This is a genomic window from Thermus brevis, from assembly GCF_026427635.1.
Lineage (GTDB): Bacteria > Deinococcota > Deinococci > Deinococcales > Thermaceae > Thermus > Thermus antranikianii.
Window position 1 is genome coordinate 1,064,435 of record NZ_CP102606.1, and the last position, 19,438, is coordinate 1,083,872.

The 19,438-nt window shown below is 65.2% G+C and carries 21 protein-coding genes and 1 rRNA gene; 9 read left to right on the forward strand and 13 right to left on the reverse strand.

Annotated features, from left to right (window positions below; all coding sequences use genetic code 11):
- The first annotated feature begins 64 nt into the window (after window positions 1-64).
- Window positions 65-1,198, forward strand: coding sequence for a citrate synthase/methylcitrate synthase (locus KQ693_RS06075; RefSeq protein WP_219759990.1), 1,134 nt, complete (start codon window positions 65-67; stop codon window positions 1,196-1,198).
- Window positions 1,199-1,326: 128 nt separating this feature from the next.
- Here the strand turns inward: KQ693_RS06075 and KQ693_RS06080 are convergent, their stop codons facing one another.
- From KQ693_RS06080 to era, 3 genes are read right to left on the reverse strand one after another with little or no spacing between them, the layout of a single operon-like run.
- Window positions 1,327-2,136, reverse strand: a complete 810-nt coding sequence (locus tag KQ693_RS06080; RefSeq protein ID WP_219759989.1) for a HesA/MoeB/ThiF family protein — start codon at window positions 2,134-2,136, stop codon at window positions 1,327-1,329.
- 3 nt (window positions 2,137-2,139) lie between these two features.
- A complete protein-coding gene (locus KQ693_RS06085) occupies window positions 2,140-3,021 on the reverse strand; it encodes an acyltransferase (RefSeq protein ID WP_038068424.1) in 882 nt (293 codons plus the stop codon).
- A 44-nt stretch (window positions 3,022-3,065) separates the two neighbouring features.
- A complete protein-coding gene (era, locus tag KQ693_RS06090; RefSeq protein ID WP_219759988.1) occupies window positions 3,066-3,971 on the reverse strand; it encodes a GTPase Era in 906 nt (301 codons plus the stop codon).
- A 121-nt stretch (window positions 3,972-4,092) separates the two neighbouring features.
- Between era and dprA the strand changes: the two genes are divergently transcribed.
- The gene (gene dprA, locus KQ693_RS06095) at window positions 4,093-5,094 is read left to right on the forward strand and encodes a DNA-processing protein DprA (protein ID WP_219759987.1); all 1,002 of its coding nucleotides are present in this window, start codon (window positions 4,093-4,095) and stop codon (window positions 5,092-5,094) included.
- A 39-nt stretch (window positions 5,095-5,133) separates the two neighbouring features.
- On the opposite strand, the gene KQ693_RS06100 is transcribed toward dprA, so the two are convergent.
- Window positions 5,134-6,042 (reverse strand): manganese catalase family protein, encoded by a 909-nt coding sequence (locus KQ693_RS06100; RefSeq protein ID WP_219759986.1) that lies wholly within the window; start codon window positions 6,040-6,042, stop codon window positions 5,134-5,136.
- A gap of 102 nt (window positions 6,043-6,144) precedes the next feature.
- Between KQ693_RS06100 and KQ693_RS06105 the strand changes: the two genes are divergently transcribed.
- Both KQ693_RS06105 and KQ693_RS06110 read left to right on the forward strand, forming a co-directional pair.
- Complete coding sequence (locus KQ693_RS06105; protein WP_219759985.1) at window positions 6,145-7,041, forward strand: LysR family transcriptional regulator; 897 nt, start codon at window positions 6,145-6,147, stop codon at window positions 7,039-7,041.
- Between the two features lie 37 nt (window positions 7,042-7,078).
- Window positions 7,079-8,032 (forward strand): branched-chain amino acid transaminase, encoded by a 954-nt coding sequence (locus KQ693_RS06110; RefSeq protein ID WP_219759984.1) that lies wholly within the window; start codon window positions 7,079-7,081, stop codon window positions 8,030-8,032.
- On the opposite strand, the gene trmH is transcribed toward KQ693_RS06110, so the two are convergent.
- The 5 genes from trmH to dcd are packed head-to-tail and all read right to left on the reverse strand — an operon-like array spanning window position 8,022 to window position 11,437.
- On the reverse strand, window positions 8,022-8,597 hold the full coding sequence (gene trmH, locus KQ693_RS06115; RefSeq protein WP_267262260.1) for a tRNA (guanosine(18)-2'-O)-methyltransferase TrmH: 576 nt from the start codon (window positions 8,595-8,597) through the stop codon (window positions 8,022-8,024). The two genes, KQ693_RS06110 and trmH, sit on opposite strands and share 11 nt — an antisense overlap.
- Entirely contained in the window at window positions 8,581-9,204 is a 624-nt protein-coding gene (gene hisG / locus KQ693_RS06120; RefSeq protein ID WP_267262261.1) for an ATP phosphoribosyltransferase, read from the reverse strand. Before hisG ends, trmH begins: the two co-directional genes overlap by 17 nt.
- Window positions 9,201-10,286, reverse strand: a complete 1,086-nt coding sequence (locus KQ693_RS06125; RefSeq protein WP_267262262.1) for an ATP phosphoribosyltransferase regulatory subunit — start codon at window positions 10,284-10,286, stop codon at window positions 9,201-9,203. Before KQ693_RS06125 ends, hisG begins: the two co-directional genes overlap by 4 nt.
- A complete protein-coding gene (locus KQ693_RS06130; protein WP_267262263.1) occupies window positions 10,283-10,888 on the reverse strand; it encodes a peptidylprolyl isomerase in 606 nt (201 codons plus the stop codon). The genes KQ693_RS06125 and KQ693_RS06130 overlap by 4 nt, the downstream gene beginning before the upstream one ends.
- 3 nt (window positions 10,889-10,891) lie before the next feature.
- On the reverse strand, window positions 10,892-11,437 hold the full coding sequence (dcd, locus tag KQ693_RS06135; protein ID WP_015716556.1) for a dCTP deaminase: 546 nt from the start codon (window positions 11,435-11,437) through the stop codon (window positions 10,892-10,894).
- Window positions 11,438-11,467: 30 nt separating this feature from the next.
- On the opposite strand from dcd, the gene KQ693_RS06140 reads away from it, so the two are divergent.
- Window positions 11,468-12,370 carry a putative Ig domain-containing protein gene (locus KQ693_RS06140; RefSeq protein ID WP_267262264.1) on the forward strand — a complete coding sequence of 301 codons (903 nt, stop codon included), beginning with the start codon at window positions 11,468-11,470 and terminating at the stop codon, window positions 12,368-12,370.
- A gap of 26 nt (window positions 12,371-12,396) precedes the next feature.
- Here the strand turns inward: KQ693_RS06140 and KQ693_RS06145 are convergent, their stop codons facing one another.
- Window positions 12,397-12,876, reverse strand: coding sequence for a macro domain-containing protein (locus tag KQ693_RS06145; RefSeq protein ID WP_015716558.1), 480 nt, complete (start codon window positions 12,874-12,876; stop codon window positions 12,397-12,399).
- Between the two features lie 28 nt (window positions 12,877-12,904).
- Between KQ693_RS06145 and KQ693_RS06150 the strand changes: the two genes are divergently transcribed.
- The 4 genes from KQ693_RS06150 to KQ693_RS06165 all read left to right on the forward strand — a co-directional run bounded on the left by KQ693_RS06150 (window position 12,905) and on the right by KQ693_RS06165 (window position 16,268).
- Window positions 12,905-13,612, forward strand: a complete 708-nt coding sequence (locus tag KQ693_RS06150; protein WP_026329073.1) for an SDR family NAD(P)-dependent oxidoreductase — start codon at window positions 12,905-12,907, stop codon at window positions 13,610-13,612.
- The gene (gene nrdR / locus KQ693_RS06155) at window positions 13,609-14,070 is read left to right on the forward strand and encodes a transcriptional regulator NrdR (RefSeq protein WP_028494308.1); all 462 of its coding nucleotides are present in this window, start codon (window positions 13,609-13,611) and stop codon (window positions 14,068-14,070) included. Before KQ693_RS06150 ends, nrdR begins: the two co-directional genes overlap by 4 nt.
- Before the next feature lie 105 nt (window positions 14,071-14,175).
- Window positions 14,176-15,692, forward strand: a 16S ribosomal RNA gene (locus KQ693_RS06160).
- 93 nt (window positions 15,693-15,785) lie between these two features.
- Window positions 15,786-16,268, forward strand: a complete 483-nt coding sequence (locus tag KQ693_RS06165; RefSeq protein WP_267262265.1) for an NUDIX hydrolase — start codon at window positions 15,786-15,788, stop codon at window positions 16,266-16,268.
- Here the strand turns inward: KQ693_RS06165 and meaB are convergent.
- The 3 genes from meaB to KQ693_RS06180 are packed head-to-tail and all read right to left on the reverse strand — an operon-like array spanning window position 16,265 to window position 19,438.
- The gene (gene meaB / locus KQ693_RS06170; protein WP_267262266.1) at window positions 16,265-17,209 is read right to left on the reverse strand and encodes a methylmalonyl Co-A mutase-associated GTPase MeaB; all 945 of its coding nucleotides are present in this window, start codon (window positions 17,207-17,209) and stop codon (window positions 16,265-16,267) included. The two genes, KQ693_RS06165 and meaB, sit on opposite strands and share 4 nt — an antisense overlap.
- A gap of 32 nt (window positions 17,210-17,241) precedes the next feature.
- Window positions 17,242-17,616, reverse strand: coding sequence for a RidA family protein (locus KQ693_RS06175; protein ID WP_267262267.1), 375 nt, complete (start codon window positions 17,614-17,616; stop codon window positions 17,242-17,244).
- A gap of 4 nt (window positions 17,617-17,620) precedes the next feature.
- Window positions 17,621-19,438: a protein kinase domain-containing protein gene (locus KQ693_RS06180; RefSeq protein ID WP_267262268.1), complete on the reverse strand. Its 1,818-nt coding sequence runs from the start codon at window positions 19,436-19,438 to the stop codon at window positions 17,621-17,623.

Here is a 19,438-nt window from a genome sequence, read left to right on the forward strand (position 1 = left end):
CGTCAGGCCACCCTGGTATGATGGGCGTGGAAGCACCCTTGGGGTGCGAAAAAAGGAGGAGCGTATGGAAGTGGCAAGGGGTTTGGAAGGCGTGCTCTTTACGGAAAGCCGGATGTGCTTCATCGACGGGGAGGCAGGCCGCCTCTACTACTACGGGATCCCCATCCAGGAGCTGGCCGAGAAGAGCACCTTTGAGGAAACCACTTTCCTTCTGCTACATGGGAGACTTCCCACACGGGAGGAGCTCGAGGCGTTCAAAAAGGAGCTGGCTGAGCGACGGGCCTTGCCCGAGCATCTCCTGGAATCCTTCCGCCGCTATCCCCTCTCGGCCCATCCCATGAGCTTCCTGCGCACGGCGGTTTCCGAGCTGGGGATGCTGGATCCCACCGAGGGGGAGATTTCCCAAGAGGCCCTCTACCAAAAAGGGCTTTCCCTCATCGCCAAGTTCGCCACCATCGTGGCCGCCAACAAGCGCCTGAGGGAGGGGAAGGAGCCCCTGGCTCCCCGGAAGGACCTCTCCCACGCCGCCAACTTCTTGTACATGGCTAACGGGGTGGAACCCTCCAAGGAGCAGGAGCGCCTCATGGACGCTGCCCTTATCCTGCACGCCGAGCACGGCTTCAACGCCAGCACCTTTACCGCCATCGCTGCCTTTTCCACAGAAACTGACCTCTACTCCGCCATCACCGCCGCCGTGGCCTCCCTCAAGGGTCCCAGGCACGGAGGAGCCAATGAGGCAGTAATGAAGATGATCCAGGAAATCGGCACCCCCGAAAGGGCGCGGGAGTGGGTGCGGGAGAAGCTGGCCAAGAAGGAGCGCATCATGGGCATGGGCCACCGGGTCTACAAGGCCTTTGACCCCCGGGCCGGGGTCCTGGAGCGCCTGGCCCGGGTGGTGGCGGAAACCCATGGCCACTCCACCGAATACCAGATCCTGAAGATCGTGGAGGAGGAGGCGGGCAAGGTCCTCAACCCCAGGGGCATCTACCCCAACGTGGACTTCTACTCCGGGGTGGTTTACTCCGACCTGGGGTTTGGCCTGGAGTTCTTCACCCCCATCTTCGCCGTGGCCCGCATCTCCGGTTGGGTGGGGCACATCCTGGAGTACAAGGCCCTGGATAACCGCCTTCTCAGGCCGGATGCCAAGTATACCGGGGAGCTGGACGTGCCCTACGTGCCCCTCGAGGCCCGGGCTTAGGAGAGAGGCTATGGGGAAGCCGGGGGTAAGACCCCCGGCTTTTTCCCTCTAGCTTTTGGCTCTTTCCCACCTTAGCGCGCCCCCTAAGGGTCCAAGGGGGTAGCCCGGGGGACCCCCACCCGGTAGGATCAAAGGCCGCAAAAGGCCTCGTAGTCTATAAGCTCCCGCTGGGTGGGGTGGTCCCCGCAGACCGGGCAGGCGGGGTTGCGGCGCAGGGAAAGCTTGCGGAACTGGGCTTCTAGGGCATCGTAGAGGAGCAGGGACCCGGCCAGGGGTTTCCCGATCCCCAAAAGCACCTTAAGGGCCTCCGCGGCCATGAGGCTTCCCACCACCGCCGGCAGCACCCCGAAGACCCCGGCCTCGGCGCAGGAGGGAACGCTTCCCGGAGGAGGGGGCTTGGGAAAGAGGCACCGGTAGCAGGGCCCCATCTCCCCCTCAGGGGTCAGGTGGTGGAAGACCGCCACCTGGCCGTCAAACTGGTAAATGGCCCCGTAGACGAGGGGTTTTCCCAGGAACACGCAGGCGTCGTTCACCAAATAGCGGGTGGGGAAGTTGTCGGAGGCATCGATCACCAGGTCGTAAGGCTTCAGGATCTCCAGGGCGTTTTCCGAGGTGAGGCGCACGGGATAGGTGTCGATCTGCACCAGAGGGTTCAGGGCTAAGAGGCGCTCCTTGGCGGCCAGGGCCTTGGGTTTGCCCACATCCTCCGTGGCGTAAAGCACCTGGCGGTGGAGGTTGGAGAGCTCCACCCGGTCCATCTCCACGATGCCCACCCGCCCCACCCCGGCGGCCACCAGGTACTGCAGGACCGGCACCCCCAGGCCTCCGGCCCCCACCACCACCACGGAGGAGCGCTTGAGCTTTTCCTGTCCTTCAGGCCCCACCTGAGGCAGGATCATCTGGCGGTGGTACCGGTCCAACTCCTCCTTGGTCCACATGGCCTAGGCCTCCCGGGTTCCGAATCCAGGGGGCAAGAAGTCGGGGAAGTCGGGGTTGCCCTTGCGGTCGGGGGCCCTGGGGATGAGGTCCGAGGGGTGGGGTTCCCCCTTGCGGCAGTAGGGGCAGTCGTGGCGGACCTTATAGCGGGTGGGCCTTGCGGGAATGCCCAGGGCAATGGCATGGGGAGGCACATCCTTGGTGACGATGGCCCCCGTGCCCACCATGGCGTCGTCCCCGATGCGCACCCCGGCCAGGATGGTGGCGTGGTAGGTGATGCGCACCCCGCTACCGATGATGGTTTCCTTGAGGGTGACGTCAGGGGAGGCCAGGACGTGGTGGGTGTGGCTGTAGACGTTCACGTAGTCGGAAAGGGAGGTGCGGTCTCCGATCTTTATGCCCCCGATGTCGTCCAGGAGCACGTAGCGGTGGACCACCACGTCGTCCCCCAGCTCCAGGTTGTACCCCACGGAAAACTCCACGTTCTGGAAGAACTTGGGGTTTTTCCCCACCCGTTTGAAGATGAAGGGGGCTAAGGCCCGGCGGATGGCCACCCCGGAGTGCACGGACTGGCCGATGGGGGTGAGGTCCAAAACCTTCCAGAACCAAAGGAGGGGTTTAACCTTTTGGAACTTCTCCTGGTCGGTGGCGGCGTAGTACTCCGCTTCAAAGGTGATGCCCTCGGGGTCTAGCCCCATGGCGGCCAGGGGGTTTAGCTCCAGGAGTTCCGCATAGGGCCGGCCGTAGAGGAGGCGGGCAAGCTCCTCTCTCACCAGGGCGTTCCGGTCCACGCTGGGATCGGAAAGCTTCTCCACCAAAGCCCCGATGAAGCGGTCCAGGGCCTTTTCGTGAAGGGGGGCGATGCCTCGAGGAAGGAGCCAGGGCATATGGGTATGCTAACCGGAAAAGGCCCACAGGGGAATGCTCTTCCTCACCCTATGGAGGATCGGTAGCCCAGCTCCCGCAGGGCCTCGGGGTCCTTGCGCCAGTCGTGGTAGACCTTGACCTCGAGGTCCAGGTACACCTGCCGGTTCAGGAAAACCTCCAGCTGTTTCCTGGCGGCTTGGCCGATCTCCTTGATCTTCCTGCCCCCCTCCCCGATGACGATGGCCTTTTGCGAGGGGCGCTCCACATAGAGGACGGCCTTGATATACAGGATGCCGTTTTCCCTCTCCGCCACCTCCTCGGTCTTCACCGCCACGGCGTAGGGCACCTCGTGCCAGAGGCGCTTCATGGCCTCCTCCCGGATGATCTCCGCTACCCACTCCCCGAAGTCCTGGTCGCTTTTGGCGAAGTCCTCGGGGTAGAAGAAGGGGCCTTCGGGGAGAAGGGCCAGGAGTTCCGCTTTGAGCTCGGCCACCTGGCGTTCGTCCAGGGCGGAAAGCATCCTGGCCTCAGCCACGGGCAGGAGGGCGTGGTAGGCCTTGAGGGCCTCCTCGGGGTATTTGGCAGCATCCAGCTTGTTGCCCACCAAGAGGATGGGCACCTTCCCCACCAGGGGCTTGAGGGCCTTGGCCACCAGCTCGTCCTCAGGGGTAGGGGGGTGGCGGAGGTCCACCACCCACACCACGGCGTTCACGTCGGAAAGGGCCTCGTAGACCTCCTGGTCCATGAACTCCCCCAGGGCGTCCATGGGCTTGTGAAGGCCCGGGGTGTCCACGAAGACGATCTGGCGGTTTCCCTCGGTGAGGATGCCCCTAAGGCGCTTCCGGGTGGTCTGGGGCCTGGGGCTGATGGGGGCCACCTTCACCCCCAGGAGGTTGTTGAGGAGGGTGGACTTGCCCACGTTGGGCTTGCCCACGATGGCCACAAAGCCGGAGTAGGTTTTCTCTTCCATATCTGCTAGGTCATCCCGACCCCCTTGGATTGGCCTTGGGGCCTGGGGCCGGACCTTCGGGCACGGACTCCGGGATACAGGCTCCGCCCGTGACCCAGATGTTTCAGTATACTCTAAACCCGTGGATCCCTTGGCCCTGGCCCTGCTTCCCGGCATCGGGCCTAAGCGGCTTCTTGAGCTTTTGGCAGAGGAAAACCCCCTTCTTTCCTTAAAAGAACGCTTTCCCCAGGCGGCAACCGAGCTTCCCCAGGCGGAAGGGCAGGCCAGGCGGGAAAGGGAGCGGGCGGAGGCCCTGGGGGCTCGGATTCTGGGGCTTTGGGAAGAGGCCTTTCCCGAGGGGCTTAGGAGGCTTCCCCAACCTCCCACCCACCTCTATGTGCAAGGGGATCTTCCGGGGGAGGGGAAGGCGGTGGCCATCGTGGGCACCAGGAAAGCCTCCACCTGGGCGCTTTCCTTCACCCGCAAACTTGCCCGGGAGCTTTCCGAGGCCGGGCTTTGCGTGGTTTCCGGCCTGGCCAGGGGGGTGGACCGGGAGGCCCACCTGGGGGCCCTGGAGGGAGGTGGGTCCACCCTGGGGGTTTTGGGAAGTGCCTTGGACCGCATCTATCCTCCCGAGCACCGGGAGCTGGCCCGGAAGGTGGCCCTGGTTTCCGAGTTCCCCTTCGGCACCGGACCCAAGCCGGAGTTTTTCCCGAGAAGAAACCGCATCATTGCGGGGCTGGTGCGGGCGGTGATCGTGGTGGAGGCCCCCATGGAATCCGGAGCCCTCATCACCGCCCGGTATGCCCTGGAACTGGGCAAGGAGGTTTTGGCGGTGCCGGGCCGTCCCACGGATGCGAACTCCTTGGGGACCAACCGCCTCATCCAGGATGGAGCCTATCCGGTGCTCTCCGCGGAGGACGTTCTTTCCTACCTGGGATTTTCCAGGAAGCCCAAAAAGGCGGTGGAGCTTTCCCAGGAGGAGGAGGGGCTTTACGCCCTCCTTAGGCAAGGGGAAGCCCTACCCGAGGACCTGGCCCAGGCCTTGGGGGTTCCTGCGGAAAAGGTGCTTTCCCTTCTCACCCTGCTGGAGCTTAAGGGGCTGGCCCAGGCCCTACCCGGGGGGAGGTATGGGGCGCTCTAGGGCCGACTGGGCTAAGAGGCCCAGCCGGGCAGAACCCGCCTACTTGGCCTTCTCGTAAAGCTTCTGGGCGATCTCGTAGAGCTCGCCCGGATGGAACTCGGGGGCAAACTCGGCGGCGTCGTGGCCGGGGTCAAAGACGGGGCCGCCTTCGGGGGGGCCGTCCACCACCCTTACCTGGCTGCCGTCCTCCGGGGAGGGGCCGGACCAGATGAGCCCCAGGTCCTGGTAGTCGGAGGGGCTAAAGCGGTAGAGGTTCCTGTGGAAGCCCAGGTCCATGTACTTCTTGGCCTCGGGGATCTTGCTGTTGTCGATGCGGGGGATGGGGAGCATCCTGGTCATCTCCACCCCGGTGAGGCTTTCTAAGGCCTTGCCGTAGGCAGCGGCGTGCACCCCACCCCGCACCAGGAGGTAGCCGATCATCTCGCGGGCCACGGGGTTATCCGTCATCTCGTAGACCCGGAGCTTGTGGGTGCGGGCGGCCACCTCGAGGAAGAAGTTATGGAGAAGGTCCAGAATAAGGTTGCCGCTGGTGAACACGTACTCCCCGTGCCAGTGCTCCCCCATGGCTCCCATCACCAGGCTGTTGGCCCCGCCGGCGATGAAGTGGGCGGCGTTGCGGGCGTCCTTAGCGAAGCCCAGGGGGGCGGCCACCGGGTCCACGCCTTCCTCGAGGTCCTTCCCCGGGTTCTTGGCCAGGAGGCTGTTGATGGTGGCGGCCACCAGCTCGATGTGGCCCAGCTCCTCGGTGGCGATGTTGGCGATGAGGTCGTAGTAGGGCTTAAGGGCCTTCTTCCCCCGGAAGTTGAAGGACTGGTACATGTAGTTCATCAGGGTGGACATTTCCCCGAAGCGCCCTCCCAGTAGGGCCTGTACCGCGGCGGCGGCGTTGGGGTCCTGCTCCTTGGGCATGGGGAGTTCGATCTGCAGGCGGTCTATTCTCAGGAACATCCTCGTCACCTCCTGCCTGGCAAGGCCAGGCAGTTCTCACCTTAGGGGGGATCCACGCATAAGTCCAATACATCTCACTGGTTGTCGGGATAAATTGGACTTATGACCCTGGAGCAGATACGCTACCTGGTGGCCTTGGTGGAGGAGAGGAGCTTTACCCGGGCGGCGGAGCGGGTCTACCTCACCCAGCCTGCCCTCAGCGTGCAGATCCGCAAGCTGGAGGAGGAGCTTGGGGTCAAGCTCTTTGACCGCAGGCAGGGGAAGCCCACGGAGGTGGGGGAAAGGGTGGCGGCCCAGGCCCGCCGGGTGCTGGAGGAGGTGGCCAGGGTCAAGGCCATCGCCCGGGGGGAGGAGGGGGTCTTCCAAGGTCCTTTCCGCGTGGGGGTCATCCCCACCCTGGCCCCTTATCTTCTGCCAAGGCTTTTGCCCCGGTTGCTGGAAAGGTATCCGGGCCTCGAGGTCTCGGTGCAGGAGGAGCTCACCCCGGCCATCCTTCAGGGGCTGGTGGAGGGCCGGTTGGATGCGGGGTTGGTGGGTACGGAGGAGCGTGCACCGGGGGTGCAGAGCCTTCCCCTTTTTTCCGAGGAGTTTCTGGCCTACATCTCCCCGGGGCACCCCCTTTATGCCAGGGAGAGCCTCCACCCCTTGGAGATCCCCCTCGAGGACACCTGGATCCTTTCGGAGGGCCACTGTTTCCGGGACCAGGTCCTTTCCGTCTGCCGCCCCAGCCTGGAAAGGCGCAGGGTGGAGTTCCAAAGCGGGGATCTGGAAACCCTGATCCTTTTGGTAGAGGAGGTGGGGGGGCTTACCCTTCTGCCCGAGGTGGCCCTATGGACCCTTCCCCGGGCTAAGCGCATCCACCTAAGGCCCCTAAGCCCCCCAGGGGCGGGGCGGACCGTCTATCTTCTTTTGCGGGAGGGAAGCCTCAAGGCACCTGTGGCCCGGGCCCTGGGGGAGGAGGCCAAGGGGGTTTTCCAAGAGCTACGGTTAAAGGGCTAGGGGCGGAAAAGCGTTATGATGGGGGCGGAGGTTCGCCATGGTGAAGCCCGAGGCTAAAGGTGGGGATGTTCATATCAAAGCCGGTCTCATCTGGATGAACGGGGCCCTTCTGCCCCAGGAGGAGGCCAAGACCAGCGTTCTAAGCCATGCCCTGCACTACGGGACCAGCGTCTTTGAGGGTATACGGGCCTACGAAACCCCCAAGGGTGCGGCCATCTTCCGCCTAAAGGAGCACGTGCGGCGCTTTTTCAACTCCGCCAAGGTCCTGCGCATGGAGATCCCCTTCACCCCGGAGGAGATCGAGGAGGCCATCAAGGAGGTGGTGCGGCGAAACGGCTACAAAAGCTGCTACATCCGCCCCCTGGCCTGGATGGGGGCCAAGGCCTTGGGGGTGAACCCCCTGCCCAACAACCCCGCCGAGGTGATGGTGGCCGCCTGGGAGTGGGGGGCCTACCTGGGGGAGGAGGCGGTGCGCAAAGGGGCCAAGCTCATCACCAGCTCCTGGGCCCGCTTCCCCGCCAACGTGATGCCGGGCAAGGCCAAGGTGGGAGGGAACTACGTGAACTCGGCCCTGGCCAAGATGGAGGCGGTGGCGGCCGGGGCCGACGAGGCGCTCCTTTTGGACGAGGAGGGGTATGTGGCCGAGGGCAGCGGGGAGAACCTCTTCTTCGTGCGGGACGGGGTGATCTATGCCCTCGAGCACTCGGTGAACCTGGAGGGGATCACCCGGGATTCCGTGATCCACATCGCTAGGGACCTAGGGTACGAGGTCCAGGTGGTGCGGGCCACCCGGGACCAGCTCTACATGGCCGACGAGGTCTTCATGACCGGCACTGCCGCCGAGGTGACCCCGGTTTCCATGATCGACTGGCGGCCCATTGGCTCGGGTACCGCCGGGCCCATTGCCCTGAGGCTACGGGAGGTCTACCTAGAGGCCGCCAGGGGCTTGCGGCCCGAGTACGAGGGCTGGCTTACCTACGTCACTTCCTGAGCCAGTCCTCGAGGACCCTTTGGTAAAGCTCTGGGTCCAGGCGGGGATGCTCGTAAAGCCCCGCCTTTAACCTTTGCCTTTGGGCCTCAAAGAGGATCACCGCCGCCGCCACGCTCACGTTCAGGCTCTGCACCATGCCCAGCATGGGGATCTTTATGGCTCCATGGGAAAGGGCCAGGGCCTCCTCGGAAACCCCCCATTTCTCCGCTCCCAGGAGGATGGCGGTGGGCTGGGTGTAGTCCACCTCCCGGAAGTCTTGGGCATCCTCCCGCAAGGCGGTGGCGTAGATCCGAAAGCCCCGCTCCCTCAGGTGGCCGATGGCCGTCTGGATGTCGGGGTGCACCCGCAGGTAGACCCATTTGTGGCTTCCCCCGCTGGTCTCGTTGAAGGTGGGCACGCCCCCGGTGGGGTTCACCGCATGGGCCTCGAGGACCCCCACTGCATCGCAGCTCCTCAGGATGGCCGAGAGGTTGTGGGGTTTGTGCACGTTTTCCAGCAAAACGGTGAGGTCGGGTTGGCGCCTCCTTAGGACCTCCTCTATGCGGCGTCTACGGGCCTCCGTCACGGTTTCTCAGCTTAGCGATCAGGGGCTTTAAAAGCGAGCGTTTAAGCTTGAGGGCCTGCCGGTTCACGATGAGGCGGGCGGTGGAGTGGGCCAGGACCTCCACCTCCACAAGGCCCGCCGCCCTAAGGGTGGCCCCGGTCTGGACCACGTCCACCACCGCATCCGCCAGGCCCGTGACCGCGGCCAGCTCGATGTTTCCGGATAGCTCCACCACATCCGCCACCCAGCCCCGTTCCTTCAGGAGCCGGGTGGTGAAGAGGGGATACTTGGTGGCGATGCGCCGGATGGGGGAGGTGTCGCCGGGGCGCCGGATGAGGGAAAGGCGGCAGGCTCCGAAGCCCAGGTCCACCGGCTCGAAAAGGTCCCGGCCCGAGTCCAAAAGCACATCCTTGCCCACCACCCCCACCTCGGCGATCCCCAGGTCCACATACACGGGCACATCCTTGTTGCGAAGCTCCAGGAGGGCGATCCCTCCTTCCTTGCCGTGGAGGAGGGCCCGCTGGTTCTCTATGGAAGGGAGTTCCAGCCCCGCTTTCCTTAAGGCCTCGTAGGCCTCCTGAAACATTCGTCCCTTGGGCAGGGCAATGGTGAGGGCAAAGCGCTTCATGCCTCCTCCACCTTAAAGATGCGCTCCCCTTGGGCCAGGTAGGGAATGCCCCGGGCCTTGGCGTAGGCCACGGGATCTTCCCCGTGGAAGAGCTCCACCCGCTTCTCCCGGGCGAAGCGGCGAAGGGCCTTCAGGTCCAGGGCCAAAACCTCGGGGCTTACGTCCACCCTGGGGGGTTTTAGGGCCTCCAGGGCCCGCTCTACCCCTATGGCGAACCCCGCCGCCCTGGGGAGGAGGGCCCCGTCGTACCGGCCGCCTCCTAAAAGGGGCAGGCCGAACCCCGGGGTGTAGGCGCGGAAGAAGACCCCAGAGTAGTACTCGTAGCGCCGGGCCATGCCCAGGTCCAAAAGCACGGGCCTTTCCAGAAGTTCCAGGGTCTTTTCCAGATCCTCCAGGGCCTTCCTGGCTCTTTCGGGGAGGGGGAGGCTCTTGGCCTCGGCCAGCACCTCCATGCCCCCGTAGAGGTCGGGGAGGGCCAGGAGGGTGCGCCGGGCCTCAGGGGAGACCGGGTGGCGGGAGAGGAGCTCGGTGAGCTCGGGTAGGTTCTTGCGATGGATGGCCCTCTGGGCTTCCTTGCGGGCCTCCTCCGGCAGGCCCGAGGCCTTGAGCACCTCCCCCACCAGGCTGGGGAGGCCCACCTCCACCTCCCCTTCCAGGCCCAGGGCCTCGAGGGCGGAAAAGGCCAGGGAGAGGATCTCGGCATCCGCCAGGGGGCCCGTGGCCCCGATGAGTTCCAGCCCCACCTGGGTGTACTCCCGGTAGCGGCCGAGTTCCGCATCCCCTTCCCTAAGCCAAAGGGCCCCGGCGTACTGGAAGCGGGCCACCCCTTCCCCCAGGTGGGGCCTTAGGAGTTTGGCCAGAAGGGTGGTGAACTCGCTCCTAAGGGCCAAGACCTCCCCGGTTTTGTCCACCAGCTTGAAGGCCCGTTCCGCCAGGGGATGGGAGGGGTCATAGACCTCGAGGGCCGGGAGTTCCACGGGCTCATACCCGTGGCGGAGGAAGAGATCCCGTAGCCGGGCCATAAGCTCGGCCTTAAGCCGGGCCTCGGGGGGAAGCAGAAAACGGGTGCCTTCGGGGATCATTCCTTGACCAGGATCTCCACGCTGAGGATCTTGTCCCGTTCCCCCGTGGCGCCTGGGCCCTCCGTGGGGGCAAGGCGCCTTACCACCTCCATGCCCTCCACCACCTTGGCGAAGAGGGTGTACTGCCCGGTGAGGTGGGGGGTGGGGGCCAGGGTGATGAAGAACTGGCTGCCGTTGGAGTTGGGGTCCTGGGTGCGGGCCATGCCCACCATGCCTTCCCGGTCGAAGGCTAGGCCGGGAGTGATCTCCAACCCGAAGCTATACCCGGGCCCACCCCGGCCGGTGCCCGTGGGATCCCCCGTCTGGGCCACGAAGCCCGGGATGACCCGGTGCCACACTACCCCTTCAAAGAAGCGGTGGAGGGCCAGGAAGACGAAGGAGTTCACCGTGTTGGGGGCCTCCTTCTCCAGGAGGTCCAGAAGAATATCCCCCTTGGTGGTCCTCAGGCGGGCGTAGTAATCCTTGCCGTCTTCCAGCACCTTTTGGGGTGCCTTGAAGGATCGGACCGGTGTTTCCGAAAGGTAGGGAAGGGGTCGCATGCTCTCACCCTTGCAGGCGCCCAGGAGGAGAAGGAAGGCGAGGAAGAGGAGGCGCACCTTCATAGCCTACACCCGGGGCAGGGTGATGCCCTTCTGCCCTTGGTACTTGCCCCGGCGGTCCTTATAGGTGGTTTCGGGCCGCGGGCCCTCGAGGAAGATGATCTGCACGATGCCCTCGTTGGCGTAGACCTTGGCGGGCAGGGGGGTGGTGTTGGAGATCTCCAGGGTGACGTGCCCTTCCCAGCCAGGTTCTAAAGGGGTTACGTTGGCCACGATGCCGCAACGGGCGTAGGTGCTTTTGCCCAGGGCAATGGCGATCACGTTCTCCGGCATCCGAATGTACTCGATACTCCGGGTGAGGGCGAAGGAGTTGGGGGGAATGATGACCTCCTCGCCCTCGTACTCCACGAAGCTTTTGGGGTCAAAGCCCTTGGGATCCACCACCGTGGAAAAGACGTTGGTGAAGATCTTCCACTCCGGGGCGGCGCGGAGGTCGTAGCCGAAGCTGGAAAGCCCGTAGCTGATCACCCCTTCCCGCACCAGCCTTTCCTCAAAGGGCTCGATCATTCCCTTTTTGGCCATCTCCCGGATCCACCAGTCCGGCTTAATCATGCCTTCAACTATACCCGCTAGACTGGACCCATGCGGAAGCTCTGGCCCCTCTTCCTCCTCCTGGCCGCCTGTGGCACCCAAGACCCCACGGGGGCGGGAATGGAACCCCTGCGCCTCACCAGCACCAGCCTTCCTCCCGCCTACCTGGGGGAGGCCTACACCGCCACCTTCAGCGCCGAAGGTGGGGTGCGGCCCTACACCTTTAGCCTCGAGGGCAAACTCCCCCAGGGCCTTGCCTTCCAGGGCGGGCGGATCACCGGGGTACCCAGGGAGAAGGGCCAGTTCCCCCTTACCCTCACCGTGGAGGACGGGGCCAAGAACAGCCGGGTCCAGCGGCTTACCCTCGCGGTGTCCGACCCACCCCCGCCCAGGCTTACCCTGGTGGCCCCGCCGGCCCAGGTGGAGGGTCCCTTTTTGCTCTTGGGCCGGGTGGAGGTGCGGGAGGCCCTGGGCTTCCAGCTGGAGCTTCCCCTAAAGGATCTGAGCCCGGATCTTGCCAGCCTGAAGGTGGCGAGCCCCGTCTACCTCCTGGATTACGATGCGGAGGCAGGGCTTTTGCGCCTGGATGTGGCCTTCGCCAAACCCCTAAAGGACCAGGAGGTCTTCCGCCTCCTCCTCACCCCACAGAAGGCCCTTACCCCCAGGTTTTCCCCCCGGGTGGTTTTCTACGACAAGGAAGGGAAGCTCCTGGGGGAGGCCTTGAAGCGGGGCAGGCCCTTTGCCGACCTCCTGCAACTGGCCCAGAACTGGGGCAAGGAGGGGAAGGACCTAAAAGGGGATGGCAATGGGGATGGCAAGGTGGATGCCCAGGACCTCGAGGCCCTGGCCAAGGATTACTTCCCCAAGGTAACCGCCCCAGCCGCTCCCGGAAGCACCCCTCCCTCTGGGCGGGAGGAGGCTCCCCCGCCACCCCAGGAGGAAGGTTCCCCCTAGCGCCCTCGCATGTTTAAGGCGTAGCCTCAAAGGGCTTTCCGGATGGCCTCGGCGTCCTCCTTGCGGTAGCCGTAGAGGGTGACCTCGAGGGTATCCGGGGCCTTCTTGATCTCCTCCAGCATCACCTGGGCCACCTGGTCCACGGGAAGCCCTCCCACCCCGGTGCCCAGAAGGGGAAAGGCCACGGTCCTTAGGCCTAGCTCCACGGCCTTTTCCAGGGCGCTTCGGGTGGCCTGGCGCACGCTTTCCAAGCTGGCGGGCTCATCCCCCAGGACGGCGGCGTGGATCACGTAGCGCACCCCCAGGTTCCCCGCCCCCGTGACCGCAGCTTCCCCCACCCGGATCTTCCCGATCCGATCGCATTCCTCCTGGATGGAGGGGCCTCCTTTCCTGAGGATGGCCCCCGCCACCCCGGCGCCCAGCTTCAGGTAGTTGTTGGCGGCGTTGACGATGGCATCCCCCCGGAACTCGGTGATGTCCCCTTCTTCCACGCGGATGCGGGCCATGTCCTCATTTTCCCGTACAATGGGCCTGATGTCACGGGATATCTTGGGCCTCGAGGGGCGGATCGTTATGGTAACCGGGGCCGGCAGGGGCTTCGGCCGGGCCATCGCCCACGGCTACGGGCGCAACGGGGCCACGGTTATCGCCGTGGATCCCGACGTGGAGCTGGCCACCAGCGTGGCCTCGGAAGTGGAGGCCTTGGGGGCCACGGCCATCCCCATCCGGGGTGATATGAGCGTGGTTTTGGATGTGACCAGCACCTTTGAAAAGGTGGAAGAGCTTTTTGGGCTATTGGACGGCATCGTCCACGTGACCACCGCTGAGAGCAAGACCCCCTTCGTGGAGCTTCTGGAAGGGGAGTGGTACGACCTCATGAGCCAGGATGTGAAGTCCAGCCTGTATGTGCTCCAGCAGGGTCTGCGCCACCTGGCAGGGGGTGGATTCGTCACCTTGGTGCTGCCGCCGGCGGTGCGCATAGAGCCCCATACCCTTTCCGTGCGCCGGGCGGTGGAAGGGCTCATCGAGGGGGTCACCCGGACCTTTCCCGGGGTGCGGGTGAACGGGGTGGTGCCCTCCCGGGACCCGGTTTCCGAAGCCTACGACCAAGCCTTGGTCCGGGCGGCCCTGGGCCTGGGTTCCATGGTTTCCGAAGGGGTCCGCGGAGTGGTGCTGGAGGTGGAGCTTCCCGAGCCTCCCCCGTCCCCCGAGATCTACGAGCTCCTTAGGGAAGTGCCATGAAGTGCCCTTACTGCGGTCATCCTGACACCCGGGTGGTGGACTCCCGCCCCTCCGACGAGGGGGCGGCCATCCGCCGCCGCCGGGAGTGCCCAGCCTGCGGCCGCCGCTTCACCACCTACGAGCGCACCCAGCTGGAGCCTTTGATGGTGGTGAAGCGGGACGGTCGAAGGGAACCCTTCAACCCCGATAAGCTCCTGAGGGGGCTTCTCCTGGCGTGCGAAAAACGCCCCGTGGACCCGGAGGTTCTCCGCCGCTTCGCCTACACCTTTGAGGACCAGGTGACGGGCCCGGAGATCACCTCCGAAGAGATCGGCCTGAAGGCCATGGCCTTTTTACGGGATCTGGACCACGTGGCCTACATCCGCTTCGCCTCCGTATACCGGGAGTTTGATTCCGTGGAGCGCTTCATCGAAGAGATCCGGCGCCTGGGGGGTGTTGACAAGAAGGAGGGGGCTTGATAGCATAGCTTTTGCTGCGCGGGCGAAAGCCCAAGCAGGGGGATCTTGAAAAGGGGAGAGCAGAGGCTAACACCAAGAAGCCAATAACGCCTTCGGGCGTTAATTTTATTGGAGAGTTTGATCCTGGCTCAGGGTGAACGCTGGCGGCGTGCCTAAGACATGCAAGTCGAGCGGGGCGGGTTTATACCTGCCCAGCGGCGGACGGGTGAGTAACGCGTGGGTGACCTACCTGGAAGAGGCGGACAACCTGGGGAAACCCAGGCTAATCCGCCATGTGGTCCTGTCCTGTGGGGCAGGACTAAAGGGTGGATAGCCCGCTTCCGGATGGGCCCGCGTCCCATCAGCTAGTTGGTGGGGTAAGAGCCCACCAAGGCGACGACGGGTAGCCGGTCTGAGAGGATGGCCGGCCACAGGGGCACTGAGACACGGGCCCCACTCCTACGGGAGGCAGCAGTTAGGAATCTTCCGCAATGGACGGAAGTCTGACGGAGCGACGCCGCTTGGAGGAGGAAGCCCTTCGGGGTGTAAACTCCTGAACTGGGGACGAAAGCCCCGGATAGGGGGATGACGGTACCCAGGTAATAGCGCCGGCCAACTCCGTGCCAGCAGCCGCGGTAATACGGAGGGCGCGAGCGTTACCCGGATTTACTGGGCGTAAAGGGCGTGTAGGCGGCCTGGGGCGTCCCATGTGAAAGGCCACGGCTCAACCGTGGAGGAGCGTGGGATACGCTCAGGCTAGAGGGTGGGAGAGGGTGGTGGAATTCCCGGAGTAGCGGTGAAATGCGCAGATACCGGGAGGAACGCCGATGGCGAAGGCAGCCACCTGGCTCATTTCTGACGCTGAGGCGCGAGAGCGTGGGGAGCAAACCGGATTAGATACCCGGGTAGTCCACGCCCTAAACGATGCGCGCTAGGTCTTTGGGGTTTACCTGGGGGCCGAAGCCAACGCGATAAGCGCGCCGCCTGGGGAGTACGGCCGCAAGGCTGAAACTCAAAGGAATTGACGGGGGCCCGCACAAGCGGTGGAGCATGTGGTTTAATTCGAAGCAACGCGAAGAACCTTACCAGGCCTTGACATGCTAGGGGACCTAGGTGAAAGCCTGGGGTGCCCGCGAGGGAGCCCTAGCACAGGTGCTGCATGGCCGTCGTCAGCTCGTGTCGTGAGATGTTGGGTTAAGTCCCGCAACGAGCGCAACCCCTGCCCTTAGTTGCCAGCGGGTTGAGCCGGGCACTCTAAGGGGACTGCCTGCGAAAGCGGGAGGAAGGCGGGGACGACGTCTGGTCATCATGGCCCTTACGGCCTGGGCGACACACGTGCTACAATGCCCACTACAGAGCGAGGCGACCCAGTGATGGGGAGCGAATCGCAAAAAGGTGGGCGTAGTTCGGATTGGGGTCTGCAACCCGACCCCATGAAGCCGGAATCGCTAGTAATCGCGGATCAGCCATGCCGCGGTGAATACGTTCCCGGGCCTTGTACACACCGCCCGTCACGCCATGGGAGCGGGTTCTACCCGAAGTCGCCGGGAGCCTTAGGGCAGGCGCCGAGGGTAGGGCTCGTGACTGGGGCGAAGTCGTAACAAGGTAGCTGTACCGGAAGGTGCGGCTGGATCACCTCCTTTCTAAGGAGCCTTCAAGCCTCTTGCTCTCCCCTTTTTGAGGTCCTTTGGGGGCGCCTTCGGGCGCCCTTTTTTGTTGCCAGGAGGCGGAACAGCGTGCGGAGGAAGCGTCAGGTCCGGGTGGCCAGGAGGCGGGTGGTGTCCGCCGGGGGCGTGGTCCTTCGGGGAAGGGTTCCCGAGGTATTGGTAGTGTCCCTGAAGGGCGGACGGGTGGTGACCCTTCCCAAGGGGCAGGTGGAACCCGGGGAGCGTTACCCGGAGACGGCGGTGCGGGAGGTGCGGGAGGAAACCGGGGTGGAGGCAGCGGTGGTTTCCCCCTTGGGCAAGGTGCGCTACTACTTCACCGTGCGGAACGGAGGAGAACCGGTCACGGTGAGCAAGGAGGTGCACTACTTTCTCATGGCCTACCGCGGGGGCGAACCCAGGCCCCAGCTCACCGAGGTGGAGGAGGCCTTTTTCCTGCCTGCCTCGGAGGCCCTGGAGCGCCTTTCCTATCCCAACGAGCGGGAGATGCTCTTAAAGGCCCTGGCCCGCTGGCGTCCCTCCCGGCAGGATTCCTCCCCGGAGCCTGGGGCCTAGGGGTGGGTCTTGGGGTCCAGGAGGGCCAAGGCAGCTTCCTCCGGGGAAAGCTCCCCCCGGGCTACCCGGGCTACCAGGTCGCCTGCGCCTTGGGTCCTCTTCCGCCCCCATTCCTGGATGACGCTTTCCACCTCAAAACGGGCCCGTTCCAGGCGGTGAGCCTCGAGGAGCCCGTGGGCCACGAGGTGCTGGTAATGGGCCTCCAGCCCCTCAAAGAGGGCCTCCACCCCTTCCCCGGTGGCCGCCACCGTGGGGTAGATGGGAGGGTGCCATCCCCCGGGCCGGGGAGGCGCCAGCTCCAGAGCGCTTTTCAGCTCCTGGATGATCCTCTCGCCGCCGGGTAGGTCAAACTTGTTCACGGCGAAGAGGTCGGCGATCTCCATGACCCCGGCCTTGAAGGCCTGCACCGCATCCCCCGCCGCTGGGGTGAGGACGAGAAGGGTGGTGTCCGCCACCCGGGCGATGTCCACCTCGCTTTGCCCCACCCCCACGGTTTCCACGAAGATGCGGTCAAAGCCGAAGGCCTCCAGAAGGGCCAAGGCGGCCACCGTGGCCCCCGCCAGGCCCCCCAGGGCTCCTCTGGAAGCCAGGGAGCGGATGTAGACCCCCGGGTCCTGGTGGTGGCGCATCATGCGGATCCGGTCCCCCAGGATGGCCCCCCCGGTGAAGGGGCTGGAGGGGTCCACCGCCAAGACCCCTACCCGCTCCCCCCGCTTCCTGGCCTCCAGGATCAAGCGGTCGGTGAGGGTGCTCTTGCCGGCTCCCGGGCTTCCCGTGATGCCCACCACCTTGGCCCGGGCCTGTCCCCGCAGGCGCTTAAGGAGCTCCTGCCCCACAGGGTGTCCCGATTCCACCAGGGTGAGGGCCCGGGCCAGGGCCCGCACATCCCCTTGGCGAAAGCGGTGGAGAAGTTCTTCCGCTTGGCTTTCCTGGACCGTCATGCCGATATTTTACGCTTTTTTGCCCTCATGCCTTAATCCGCCAGGGCGATGCAGGCCACCTCCACCCGGACCCCCCTGGGCAAGACCTTCACCGCCACCGTGGCCCGGGCCGGGTAGGGGGGCGAGAAATAGCGGGCGTAAACCTCGTTAAAAAGGGGAAAGTCCTCCATGTCCAAAAGGAAGCAGGTGGTTTGAACCACCCGGGAAAGGCTGGAGCCTGCGGCCTCCAGGATGGCCTGCAGGTTCTCCATGACCTGCTCCGTCTGGGCGCGGATATCCCCCTCCACCAGGGTACCGTCGGGCTTCAGGGGAATCTGACCGGAAACGAAGACCAGCCCCCCGGCCCGCACCGCCTGGGAGTAGGGGCCGATGGCCTGGGGGGCTTTGTCCGTGCTCACCGCTTCCATGCTCCTATCCTACGCCAAAGCGGAAGAGCTTCCCCGCCAGGTTAGCCACCAGGATCTCCTGGGCCAGGGGCAGAGGCGGTACCTGCACCGCCCCCAGGCCCGTGGCTTCAAAGACCACCTGGCCCCTTTGGTCCACCGCCAGGAAACGCCCCTCCTCCGTGGCCACGTACACGTGCCCGGCAGCATAGGAAAGGCCAGCCGTCACCTTGCCCACCTCGAGGCTCCACACCTCCTCCCCCGTGGCCTGGTCCAGGGCCCTTAAAACCCCGTCCCAGGCGGCCACATAGACCCGTTCCTCGTCCAGGGCCAGCCCGCCCCAGATCTCGCCCTCCACGGCGGTGTTCCAGAGGGTTTCCCGGCTCAAGGGGTCAAAGGCGTAGACCTCCCCCTCCCAGGTGGGGATGAAGAGCACCCCCCGGTAAGCGGCCACGGGAGCGTGCACGGGGCTGGTTTTCACCTTGTAGCGCAAGGCGCCCGTGTCCGGGTCCAGGGCGTAGAGGAACCCGTCCTCCGAGGCCAGAAAAAGGAGGCCTCGGTGGAAGGTGGGGCTGGCGGAGAGATGGCCTCCCGCCTGGAAGCGGTAGAGGAGGCGGTCCCGCTCAAAGGCATAGAGGCTTCCGTCCCGGCTGGCCACGAAGACCCGCTCCCCCAAGACCAGGGGAGCGGCGGTGATCTCTGCCCCCGTGTCGGCGCTCCACTCCAGGGCATGGGCCTTGAGGCGGCGTACCCGGCCGTCCCAGGCGGCCACGTATACCCCACCCCGCACCACCGGGGGAGCGGTGACCTCCTCGGGAAGGTTTTCCCGGCGTACCGTTCCCGAGAGGAGGTCCACCTCCACCAGGCCCCGCCCCGCCCCCAGGTAGACCCGGCCGTGGGCGTAGACCATCTCCCCGGGCCAGGCGGCCTCCCCTCCCAGGTCCACCTTCCCCTTCAGGGAAAGCCTGCGGGGGTCGGGAGCCAGGGGGTAGTGGCCCGAGCGGCTGGACCCGGCCCGGGGGGTGGCAAGGCGAAGGGCCTGGAACTCCTGCAGGGGGCTCTTGAAGAGGCTGGGGTGGGAGGGTCTTTCCTCCGGGTGCTTGGCCAAAAGGGAAAGCACTGCCTCCGCCACCCCAGAAGGGATGGTGGGGTTCAAAGCCTGGGGAGGCTTAGGGGGCTCGTAGACGTGCTGGAAGAGGATCGCCTGATCGTTTTCTCCCTCGAAGGGGGGTTTGCCGGTGAGGGTGCGGTAGAGGACCGCCCCCAAGCTGTAGAGGTCAGCCCGGGGGGTAAGGGGCAGGCCCTTGGCCTGTTCCGGGGCCATGTAGGTGGGGGTGCCCAGGGTGTACCCGGTGCGGGTCAGGTGGCGGCTTTCCTGTAAGAGGTAGGCCAGGCCAAAGTCCATGACCTTGGGATGCCCCTCCTTGGTGAGGAGGATGTTTTTGGGGGTGAGGTCCCGGTGAAGGATGCCCTGGGCGTGAAGGTGGGCCAGGGCTTCCATCACCTGGATGGCCGCCTCGAGGATCCTCTCCCCTTCCGGGCCCTCCTCAAAGGGGCCGAGGCGGTCAAAGGTACCCCCCTCCACCAGCTCCATCACGAAGTAGGGGCGCCCCTCCACCTCCCCCAGGTCCAGCACCTGGACGATGCCGGGGTGGAAGAGACGGGAAAGAGCCCGCACCTCCAGGAGAAACCGCTCCCTCTCGGGGGGCAGGGCCCGGGGGTGGAGGAGCTTCACCGCCACCTTGCGGCCCAGGCGCTCGTCCACCGCCCGCCACACCTCGGCCATGCCCCCGGAACCCAAGGAGGCCTCGAGGCGGTACCGCCCGCCCAGGACCATGCCCGTCAT